This window comes from Nitrobacter sp. 62-23 (genome assembly GCF_001897285.1).
GTDB lineage: Bacteria > Pseudomonadota > Alphaproteobacteria > Rhizobiales > Xanthobacteraceae > Nitrobacter.
Genome location: NZ_MKSM01000138.1, coordinates 55,727 through 65,497 on the forward strand (window position 1 = coordinate 55,727; position 9,771 = coordinate 65,497).

The following is a 9,771-nucleotide window of genomic DNA, read 5'->3' on the forward strand; positions in this document are numbered from 1 at the left end:
CGCGCATGAGCGAGCCGGGGTGGGGTGCACTCCGTGATCAAAAGGACGGTTAGTGATTTCAAACGCCAGTCTGCAAGACGCTTGCGGTCCGACAGTACGAATGCCGAAGCAGTTCTCTGGCGTCATCTTCGCCAGCTTAATGTGAAAGGAAGTCATTTCAGACGGCAGGCCGTGATTGGTCCCTACATTGCAGACTTCGCCTGTCTGGCAGCGCGGCTGATTATCGAGGTCGACGGATCACAGCATGGAACGGATGGCGGCAAACGTCGCGACGATGCCAGAACGCGCTGGCTGAATGCAGAAGGTTATCGTGTGCTGAGGTTCTGGAATAACGACGTTATGAACAAACCGAAGTCTGTGATGGAAGCAATTTATCGGGCGCTTGATGTCACCCCACCCCGCCTGCCTCCGGCAGACGACCCTCCCCCTCAAGGGGAGGGTGGACTTCTGCGCTCGGAGTAGCGAATGCCCGATCTTCTGCTTGAACTATTCTCCGAGGAAATTCCCGCGCGCATGCAGGCGAAGGCGGCGGACGACCTGCGCAGGCTTGTCACCGACAAGCTGGTCGCCGAGGGTCTCGTCTATGAAGGCGCGAAAGCCTTCGTCACGCCGCGCCGCCTCGCGCTCACGGTGCACGGCGTCCCGCTGCGTCAACCCGATCTCAAGGATGAGCGCAAGGGACCGAAGGTCGGCGCGCCCGACGCTGCGGTGCAGGGATTCCTGAAGGCGGCCGGATTGAAATCGCTGGATGAAGCCAAGATCCAGCGCGATCCGAAGAAGGGCGATTTCTACGTCGCGCTGATCGAGAAGCCTGGTCGTCCGGCGATCGACGTGCTCGCGGAATTCCTGCCTGTGATCGTGCGCACCTTTCCGTGGCCGAAGCAGATGCGCTGGGGCGAGCGTTCGGCCAGGCCCGGCGCGCTGACATGGGTGCGGCCGCTGCATTCGATCGTTGCCACCTTCGGCATGGAGACCGAGGAGCCGGACGTGGTGTCGTTCGAGGTCGCCGGCATCAAAGCCGGGCAGGTAACGCGCGGTCACAGGTTCATGGCGCCGGACGAATTCAGCGTGCGCCGCTTCGAGGATTACGAAGCGAAATTGCAGGCGGCGAAGGTCGTGCTCGATCCGCAGCGACGCAAGGACATCATCCTCGCCGACGCGAAAGATCTGGCGTTCGCGCAAGGCTATGAGCCGATCGAGGATCAGGCGCTGCTTGACGAGGTCGCGGGCCTCGTTGAATGGCCGGTGGTGCTGATGGGCTCGTTCGACAAGGAATTTTTGTCGATACCGGGCGAGGTGATCCGCGCCACCATCCGCAACAACCAGAAGTGTTTTGTCGTCAACGATCCGAAATCCGGCAAACTCGTCAATCGCTTCATTCTCGTCGCCAATATCGAGGCGAGCGACGGCGGCAAGGCGATCGTCGCCGGCAATGAGCGCGTGATCCGCGCGCGGCTGTCGGACGCGAAGTTCTTCTACGAGACCGACCTGAAGACCAGGTTGGAAGACCGGCTACCGAAGTTCGAGCAAATCGTGTTTCATGAAAAGCTCGGCACCCAGGCCGAGCGGATCGCGCGCATTAAGGCTTTGGCGCGCGTGATCAGTGAGCGGCTTCAAAAGTGGGATCAGGTCGTTCGTCCTCGTTATCAAGACACAACCAAAAACTTCTTTAATGATGTTCAGAGGGCTGCCGAATTAGCCAAAGCCGATCTGCTCACCGAGGTCGTCGGCGAATTCCCCGAGTTGCAGGGCCTGATCGGAAAATACTACGCGCTCGCGCAGGGCGAGAATGCATCCGTCGCCGCGGCGTGCGAGGAGCACTACAAGCCGCAGGGACCGAACGACCGTGTGCCGAGCGATCCCGTCTCGATCGCGGTGGCGCTCGCCGACAAGATCGACACGCTGGTCGGGTTTTGGACGATCGATGAAAAGCCGACGGGATCGAAGGATCCCTATGCGCTGCGAAGGGCAACGGTTGGCGTAATCAGGCTGGTGCTGGAAAATGGGATACGGCTTTCGTTCACTCCATTGCTCTCACAACACCAGAGTATCATCCATGAGCAAGTGCACGGAACAAAGACTGTCTTTGATACCGTCAAGGATAGCCAAGGAGATATCGATCTGGTGAATCCGAGATCGGTTCCGGTTGAGCCAGAGCTGATATCAAACCTTCTCGCCTTCTTCGCCGATCGCTTAAAAGTTCAGCTTCGCGAGCAGGGCGCGCGGCACGATCTGGTCGATGCGGTGTTTGCGCTTGGCAATAGGGATGCCGAAGGTAATCCCGTCTTGGAAAATGCTCAGGACGACCTCCTCATGATCGTCCGCCGCGTCGAGGCGCTCGGAAAATTCCTCGACACCGACGACGGCAAGAATCTTCTGGCCGGCACCAAGCGCGCGTCCAACATCCTCGCCATCGAGGAGAAGCGGGATAAGCGCACGTTCGACGGCGCGCCGGACGCCTCGCTTTACAGGCTCGACGAAGAGAAGTCGCTCGCAAAGGCCGTCGATGGAGCAAAGCGCGAGGCGAGTGCCGCCGTGGCCAACGAGGACTTCGCCGCCGCCATGGAGGCCATGGCGACACTGCGCCCCGCAGTCGACGCCTTTTTCGACAAGGTGAAGGTCAACGACGACAAGCCCGAGATCCGTGAAAATCGCCTCAAGCTGCTCAACGAAATTCGCGCCGCGACACGCACGGTCGCGGATTTCTCCAGGATTCAGGATTGACGTTGCAACGGTGCCGGCGCCCCTCGCGGTAAACCGGAAACCCCGTCCCTGGAGGTGGCGGGACGGGGCTCCTTCTACCCGCGTGGCGGCGGCTCCGATCGTGCCGTTGTCGTCACACGAATCGCTTGAAGGGAAAATGCCGAATGCGCGGCATCGAAGCGATGCGGGGCCCGGCGCGGAAGCATCAGTCGATCACCTGCATGATGCGGCGCGTGCGCGGCTCGATCAGCACGGTTTCACCATTCACGACGGTGTAGCGATACGGCGTCGCGCCGAAACGCTGCGGCACGTCGTAGAGGGTCACGCCTTCATCGGCCAGGACCGCGCCGACAACGATGCGCTGTGAAACAGTGTAAGAGGGAATGCGCTCGGTCACGACGTAGTCGCGAAACGCCGGACGCTGATCGTCGACAATCCCGCCGTGGGCGTCGACTTCGACCTGCTGGGTGACGGGCATATCGGTCGACGGCGCGACGCCGACGGTGGCGCCTTGCGCGTGAGCGGCGAAGGTGGTGCCGAGTGCAGTCACAAATGTAGCAACAGCCAGGGCCGTATGGCGCATTGGTTGACCTCCTTTGTGGTGTCGAACACTTCGCAGTGCCGAACGCGCGCCTTTAGCGCGCAGTCGGGTCGTCATGCCAATTCATCCGGCCTGCCAACGTTCCCCGACGCGGTTCGGCATTTCTGCGGCAATTTTCGGCAACGCCATAAGTGAGGCGGAACCGGCGGCATCGTCTGCGGCCGCTATCACGAAGCGGGTGCGGCGGATAAAGTTTTTCGCGATTCGCAAAATCGCTTCAGGGGAGATATTCTCAATGGTCATCACGGCAGCGCATATCCAGCCCATCGTGGCATTGATCGCAGGCATCCTGATCCTGCTGATGCCGCGCTTCCTCAATTTCGTCATTGCCATCTATCTCATCTTCGTCGGCCTCCAGGGGCTTGGCGTGTTGAAGATGCTTCACCTCTGATGTCTGCGATGTCGGCTCGCGCGCCGTAGCGGAGCGCACCGACGCATTCCGACACGAGGCGCAGGCGGGATTGCGCATCCGATCACAGGTTACGCTGCCGCGATGACGATCATGGCGGGCGGTTCGAATGCTGCTTGCCTTCCGGCCTGAACAGGTATTCAGTCCTTCCGCTGCCAGAGCCGGCTGTGTCCGCCGGGACATGATCCGAAAAAGCCTGCCCGGGATTCGATCCAGGGTCGAGACTGGTTTCAGGAAAGATCATGCCCGGTCAGGAGGCCGGATGAGAGGCTGGTTCAACGCAAGTTGAATCGAGACCTCCAGAGCTCAGAAACCGGCTCTAGGATTTTGATTTGGCGCGTTTTCTTCACGCGAACCGGTATCTGTTCCTCGGTCGCGCCCGAGGACGTGCTTCGCTTGAAAACGCTGTAGGGACATAAGCGCATGGTCTATCGGCGCACCCATCAGGTCATGAAGCGCCTTGCGGCGCGGCGGCGCGCCATCCTGGCGGCAGCGCGTGATAGGGCCATTAGCGGCGGCATGGCGGCGGTGCAGATCGCGCCGGTCGCGGTTCGCGCCGATGTCGCCGCCGGTACGGTTTATCGTTATTTCCCCTCGAAGGCGGATCTGATTTCCGAACTGATCAAGGAAGTCTCGCGCGACGAACTGACCGCGATACGCGCCGCAGCCGACGCAGCGCCGGGGCCGTCTTCAGCGCTCGCTGCCGCCCTCGCCACCGTCGCGGTGCATGTTGTGTCGCACCGGAAACTGGCCTGGGGCATTCTGGCCGAACCGGTCGATGTCGATGTGGCAGCGACGCGGCTGGAAAGTCGCCGCGAAATCGCCGGGGAGATTGAAGCCCGCATCGCCGCGGCGCAACGTGCCGGGCATCTGCCGGCGCAGGATACGTCGCTGGCCGCGACCGCGCTGCTTGGCGCGCTGCATGAATCTCTTGTCGGTCCGCTGGCGCCGGACAACCTCGATGATGCGGCGAAGCTCCGCGACGCCGTGCAGACCGCAACCCTGCTGGCGCTGCGCGCGGTCGGCGTGACCGATGCGCGTGCGCGTGGTCTTGTGGTGCAGGCTGCCCTGCCGGCCATGATGCCGGCAGGGGATTGCTAGAGCCTTTCCGCTTCTGATGGAATCAGAAGCGGGTATGATTTTGATTGGACGCGTTTCCTTCACGTGAACCGGTCTCCACTTCGCTCGAAAACGCTCTAGAGCATTGTTCCCGGCGAAGTGGCTATCGTTTCGTCGCAAGCAATGCGACCAGACAACGCTTTCGAGAGCATGCTCCGCTTCGACTTGATCGGATCACGCTCTATGGCGGTTACTTCGCCGCGATCTTGCCGTCCTTATCGAACTGCGAGACGTAGGCCCAGAGATTGTCGAGTTCGCTCTGCTTGGTGATGCCGGCGAACACCATTTTGATGCCCGGAATCTTGGCCTTGGGGTTCTTGATGTATGACTCGAACTCCGCCTGATTCCAGGTGATGCCGGAATTCTTCATGGCGTCAGAAAAAGCATAGCCCGGCAGGCTACCCGCCTTGCGTCCGTCCAGACCGTTCAGTTCTGGTCCGACCTTGTTCGCAGCGCCCGGGCCGATGGTATGACAGGCCATGCACTTGTTGAAGGCTGATTTTCCGGCCTCTACGTCCGCCGCGGACGAGCTGCCTACGCTAGCAAGCGCGAAACCGAGGACGGTCAGTGCGGAGATGGCGAACGTTTTCATGGAGACCTCTGAGTTTCTAGGTGGCTTCAGGTTGAAGCGGTTGGGAATTTACCTCTCCAGACAGGAAAGGTCGGGTGTCTCGATATCTGAAGCGCGCAGGTCGTGCGACAACCTTGGATGCGAACCGCAGAATCGAAGGATACCACTGATCTTAGAATGATTCGAGTGTGATTGAGGCGCAAAAAAGGCCGCTCGACGGGCTTGCCGGGCAAGCGGCAGCCGGTTCTTTTTTGGGGCGATCGTGCCTGGAGCACAACCGCCTCATACAAGCGTAGCATTCGACTGAAACCCGATCAATCCTGTTTAATTAGAACAGGCGATGCCTACACAAGACATGCAAAATATGTTTGATCCAGAACGCCTTTTAGCGGTCGCTGCGGTGCGGTCGCGAGTCGGAGCACCTGTTCATGACCATCATGATGCCCGCATCGGATCGGATGGTTCTCGAACGCCGCGAGGCCATCGTTGCCGATTTGCGCGCGATCGTGCCCGGCGAGGGCGTGATCTCCAGCGCCGCGGAAATGCTGCCGTATGAATCGGATGCCCTGACCGCCTATCGCCAGCCGCCGATGGTCGTGGTGCTGCCGGAAACAACGGAGCAGGTGTCGCGCGTTCTGAAATATTGCTTCGACAACGGCATCAAGGTGGTGCCGCGTGGCTCCGGCACCTCGCTGTCGGGAGGAGCATTGCCGCTGGAGGATGCGGTGCTGTTGGGTCTTGGCAAGTTCAAGCGCATCCGCGAGATCGATTTCGACAACCGCGTCGTCGTCACCGAGCCCGGCGTCACCAACCTCGCCATCAGTCAGGCGGTGGCCCATGCGGGCTTCTATTATGCGCCCGATCCCTCGTCGCAGATCGCCTGCTCGATCGGCGGCAACATCGCGGAGAATTCCGGTGGCGTTCACTGCCTGAAATACGGCATGACCACCAACAACGTGCTCGGCTGCGAGCTTGTGCTGATGTCGGGCGAAGTCCTGCGCATCGGCGGCAAGACGCCGGAGAACGCAGGCTACGACCTCATGGGCATCATCACCGGCTCCGAAGGGTTGCTCGGCGTTGTCACCGAAGTCACGGTTCGTATCCTGAGAAAGCCGGAAACCGCGCGAGCATTGATGGTCGGTTTCGCGCAAGTCGAGGCGGCCGGGGAGTGTGTGGCGCGGATCATCGGCGCCGGCATCATTCCCGGCGGCATGGAGATGATGGACAAGCCCGCGATCCACGCGGCGGAGGCTTTCGTTCATGCCGGCTATCCGCTCGACGTCGAGGCGTTGCTGATTATCGAGCTTGACGGTTCTTCAATCGAGGTCGACGAACTCATCAAGCGGGTCGAGGCCATCGCGCTGGGTTGCGGATCGACCACCTGCCGGATTTCCGGTTCGGAAGCCGAGCGCGACCTGTTCTGGGCTGGGCGCAAGGCGGCGTTTCCGGCGGTCGGCCGCATCTCGCCGGACTATCTTTGCATGGACGGCACCATCCCGCGCGGCGCGCTGCCGCGGGCGCTGACGCGTATCCGCGAGTTCAGCGAGAAATACGGTCTCGGCGTCGCCAACGTATTCCATGCCGGCGACGGCAATCTTCATCCACTCATCCTGTACGATGCCAACAAGCCGGGGGAGATGGAGAAGGCGGAGGCGTTCGGCGCGGAGATTCTGCGCTGCTGCGTCGAGCTTGGCGGCGTCCTGACCGGCGAGCACGGCGTCGGCATCGAGAAGCGCGACCTGATGCCGCATATGTTCAGCGAGGTCGATCTCGACCAGCAGCAGCGGCTGAAATGCGCGTTCGACCCGCAAGGGCTGCTCAATCCGGGCAAGGTGTTTCCCACGCTGCACCGCTGCGCCGAACTCGGCCGCGTCCATGTGCACGGCGGCAAGCTGGCGTTTCCGGACCTGCCGAGGTTTTGAGGGTGGTTGTGCTGCACCAGATGTGCTGCGTCGGCCCCGCGAACGCAGCAACCCATAACCACCGTGGTGGTGGAAAGAGAAAACCGGAGAGACAGCGATCCTGTCGAGAGTGCACGGCGTATCGGTCCCTGCGTTCGCGGGGACGACGAGGGGTGGCGCCGTGACCGTGCTGCGCATCCGCGACGCCGCCGATGTCGAAGCCGCCGTGCGCGCCGCGATCGCCGGCGAGCAGCCGCTCGAGATCATCGGTCACGGCTCGAAGCGGCCGATCGGCCATGCAATGGCGACCAATGCGGTGCTCGACGTCTCGGCGCTGAATGCGGTGACGTCCTATGAGCCGAGCGAACTGATCATCACGGTGCAGGCCGGCGCTGCACTGGATGAGGTGCTGTCGCTGCTTGATTCAAGCAATCAGCAGTTTGCGTTCGAGCCGATGGACACCGCCGCGCTGCTCGATGCTTTCTCCGGCCGCGGCACCATCGGCGGCATGATCGGGGCCGGGCTCGCCGGCCCGCGCCGCATCAAGGCCGGCGGCGCGCGCGATCATCTGCTCGGCGTTCACGCGGTCTCCGGCTTCGGTGACAGTTTCAAGGCCGGCGGCCGGGTGGTGAAGAACGTCACCGGATACGATCTCTGCAAGCTGCTGGCGGGATCGTGGGGCACGCTCGCGGTCATGACCGAGGTGACGCTCAAGGTGATGCCGAAGGCAGAAACAGAACGCACGCTGGTGCTGCGCGGGCTCGATGACGTCGCCGCCAACCGAGCGATGACGGCGGCGCTGGGCTCGCCGTACGACGTCTCGGGAGCGGCGCATGTGCCGGGCACGGCTCTCGGGGCCGCGCAAGGCGCGCTTTCCGGCCTCACAACGGCAGGAAAGGCCATAACGCTGTTGCGGCTGGAAGGCATCGCCGCTTCGGTCGCTCACCGCGCCTCGGCGCTTGCAGCGGACCTTGCCTCGTTCGGAACGGCCGAACTCGTCGAGGAGGCGCAGTCGGCTGCCCTGTGGCGCGATATCCGCGACGTCATTCCGTTCGCGGCCGGTGGCGCGTTCGGCGCGTATCCGGTGTGGCGGATCGTCTGCCCGCCGGCGCGAGGCGGCGCGTTCGGTCAGGCGATGGCGCGCGAGACCGGCGGCGAGGTGATCTACGACTGGGGCGGCGGGCTGGTCTGGGCGGCGCTGCCGCCTTCGGCTGATGCCCATGCCGCGCCGCTGCGCCGGCGGCTCGCCGCAATCGGCGGCCATGCGACGCTGCTGCGGGCCGACGAGGGAACGCGGCGCGCGGTTGATGTGTTTCATCCGCAGGCGAAGGGTGTCGCCGCATTGTCCGAGCGGGTGCGGCAGAGCTTCGATCCGAAAAGCATTCTCAATCGCGGCAGGCTGGCCCGGACGCCGATCTCATGAAAACCGAATTCACGCCCGCTCAACTGGCCGATCCGGATATCGTTGAGGCCGACAAGATCCTGCGCAAGTGCGTGCATTGCGGGTTCTGCACGGCGACGTGCCCGACCTATGTGCTGCTTGGCGACGAACTCGACAGCCCGCGCGGCCGGATTTACCTGATCAAGCAGATGCTCGAAAAGAACGAGCCGCCGACCGCCGAGGTCGTGAAGCACATCGACCGTTGCCTGTCGTGCCTCGCCTGCATGACGACCTGTCCCTCGGGGGTCAACTACATGCATCTGGTCGACCAGGCGCGGGTCAAGATCGCGAAGGAGTACGAACGACCGCTTCCCGAACGGCTGCTTCGAACGGTTCTGGCCTATGTGCTGCCGCGGCCGAAACTGTTTCGGGCCAGCATGATCCTGGCGCGCTTCGGCCGGCCTTTCGCGGCGCTGCTGCCGGGCTCGAAAGCCGGCGCGACAACGCCGACGTTCCTGCGCAGGATCAAGGCGATGCTGGCGCTCGCACCGGCCTCGCTGCCCTCTCCCGGAGCGGTCGCCGGCAGCGTGTTCCCGGCGAAGGGTTTGAGGCGCGGCCGCGTCGCGCTGCTGCAAGGCTGCGCCCAGCAGGTGCTGGCGCCGCGCATCAACGAGGCCGCCATCCGTCTGCTGACCCGTCACGGCGTCGAGGTGGTGCTGGTTGCGGACGAGCAGTGTTGCGGCGCGCTGACGCATCACATGGGCGATGACCTTGATGCGCTGGCGCGGGCGCGGGCCAACATCACGGCCTGGCTCCGTGAGGCGGAACGCGGTGGCCTCGACGCCATCGTGGTGACGGCGTCGGGCTGCGGCACGGTCATCAAGGACTACGGTTATCTGCTGCGGGAGGATCGCGATTACGCCGTCCCGGCCGCGAGGGTCTCGGGCCTCGCCAAGGATATCACCGAGTACATCGCGAGCCTCGACCTGCCGCCGTCGCAGCAACGTAGCGATCTCGTCATCGCCTATCATTCCGCCTGTTCGCTTCAGCACGGGCAGAAAATCACGCAGCTTCCGAAAGATTTGC

At 62.8% G+C, this 9,771-nt stretch carries 10 protein-coding genes; 7 read left to right on the forward strand and 3 right to left on the reverse strand.

Features of this window, described 5'->3' with window-relative positions; genetic code table 11:
- Window positions 1–33 precede the first annotated feature (33 nt).
- Both BGO16_RS17380 and glyS read left to right on the forward strand, forming a co-directional pair.
- A complete protein-coding gene (locus tag BGO16_RS17380) occupies window positions 34–462 on the forward strand; it encodes a DUF559 domain-containing protein (RefSeq protein WP_292620402.1) in 429 nt (142 codons plus the stop codon).
- Between the two features lie 3 nt (window positions 463–465).
- The gene (gene glyS, locus BGO16_RS17385; protein ID WP_292620404.1) at window positions 466–2,724 is read left to right on the forward strand and encodes a glycine--tRNA ligase subunit beta; all 2,259 of its coding nucleotides are present in this window, start codon (window positions 466–468) and stop codon (window positions 2,722–2,724) included.
- A gap of 184 nt (window positions 2,725–2,908) precedes the next feature.
- On the opposite strand, the gene BGO16_RS17390 is transcribed toward glyS, so the two are convergent.
- Both BGO16_RS17390 and BGO16_RS17395 read right to left on the reverse strand, forming a co-directional pair.
- Window positions 2,909–3,286 (reverse strand): DUF1236 domain-containing protein, encoded by a 378-nt coding sequence (locus tag BGO16_RS17390; RefSeq protein ID WP_292620406.1) that lies wholly within the window; start codon window positions 3,284–3,286, stop codon window positions 2,909–2,911.
- Window positions 3,287–3,367: 81 nt separating this feature from the next.
- A complete protein-coding gene (locus BGO16_RS17395; protein ID WP_292620408.1) occupies window positions 3,368–3,547 on the reverse strand; it encodes a hypothetical protein in 180 nt (59 codons plus the stop codon).
- Here BGO16_RS17395 and BGO16_RS17400 point away from each other — a divergent pair.
- Together BGO16_RS17400 and BGO16_RS17405 are read left to right on the forward strand one after the other, a co-directional pair.
- A complete protein-coding gene (locus BGO16_RS17400) occupies window positions 3,540–3,695 on the forward strand; it encodes a DUF3096 domain-containing protein (RefSeq protein WP_292620409.1) in 156 nt (51 codons plus the stop codon). The genes BGO16_RS17395 and BGO16_RS17400 overlap by 8 nt on opposite strands.
- Window positions 3,696–4,136: 441 nt before the next feature.
- Window positions 4,137–4,814 (forward strand): TetR/AcrR family transcriptional regulator, encoded by a 678-nt coding sequence (locus BGO16_RS17405; RefSeq protein WP_292620412.1) that lies wholly within the window; start codon window positions 4,137–4,139, stop codon window positions 4,812–4,814.
- A 208-nt stretch (window positions 4,815–5,022) separates the two neighbouring features.
- Here BGO16_RS17405 and BGO16_RS17410 read toward each other — a convergent pair whose 3' ends face one another.
- The gene (locus BGO16_RS17410; RefSeq protein WP_292620414.1) at window positions 5,023–5,424 is read right to left on the reverse strand and encodes a cytochrome c family protein; all 402 of its coding nucleotides are present in this window, start codon (window positions 5,422–5,424) and stop codon (window positions 5,023–5,025) included.
- Window positions 5,425–5,831: 407 nt separating this feature from the next.
- Between BGO16_RS17410 and BGO16_RS17415 the strand changes: the two genes are divergently transcribed.
- The 3 genes from BGO16_RS17415 to glcF form a co-directional block, all read left to right on the forward strand.
- Window positions 5,832–7,325: an FAD-linked oxidase C-terminal domain-containing protein gene (locus BGO16_RS17415; protein WP_292620415.1), complete on the forward strand. Its 1,494-nt coding sequence runs from the start codon at window positions 5,832–5,834 to the stop codon at window positions 7,323–7,325.
- 160 nt (window positions 7,326–7,485) lie between these two features.
- Window positions 7,486–8,727, forward strand: a complete 1,242-nt coding sequence (locus tag BGO16_RS17420; RefSeq protein WP_292620416.1) for an FAD-binding protein — start codon at window positions 7,486–7,488, stop codon at window positions 8,725–8,727.
- On the forward strand, window positions 8,724–9,771 hold a 1,048-nt coding region (gene glcF, locus BGO16_RS17425), incomplete at its 3' end, for a glycolate oxidase subunit GlcF (RefSeq protein WP_292620417.1). The genes BGO16_RS17420 and glcF, both read left to right, overlap by 4 nt.

Excerpts from the sequence above, each read along its gene's own strand:
- glyS (WP_292620404.1), top strand. The coding sequence starts at position 466 with ATGCCCGATCTTCTGCTTGAACTATTCTCCGAGGAAATTCCCGCGCGC.
- BGO16_RS17390 (WP_292620406.1), bottom strand. The coding sequence starts at position 3,286 with ATGCGCCATACGGCCCTGGCTGTTGCTACATTTGTGACTGCACTCGGC.
- BGO16_RS17400 (WP_292620409.1), top strand. The coding sequence starts at position 3,540 with ATGGTCATCACGGCAGCGCATATCCAGCCCATCGTGGCATTGATCGCA.
- BGO16_RS17395 (WP_292620408.1), bottom strand. The coding sequence starts at position 3,547 with ATGACCATTGAGAATATCTCCCCTGAAGCGATTTTGCGAATCGCGAAA.
- BGO16_RS17405 (WP_292620412.1), top strand. The coding sequence starts at position 4,137 with ATGGTCTATCGGCGCACCCATCAGGTCATGAAGCGCCTTGCGGCGCGG.
- BGO16_RS17410 (WP_292620414.1), bottom strand. The coding sequence starts at position 5,424 with ATGAAAACGTTCGCCATCTCCGCACTGACCGTCCTCGGTTTCGCGCTT.
- BGO16_RS17415 (WP_292620415.1), top strand. The coding sequence starts at position 5,832 with ATGACCATCATGATGCCCGCATCGGATCGGATGGTTCTCGAACGCCGC.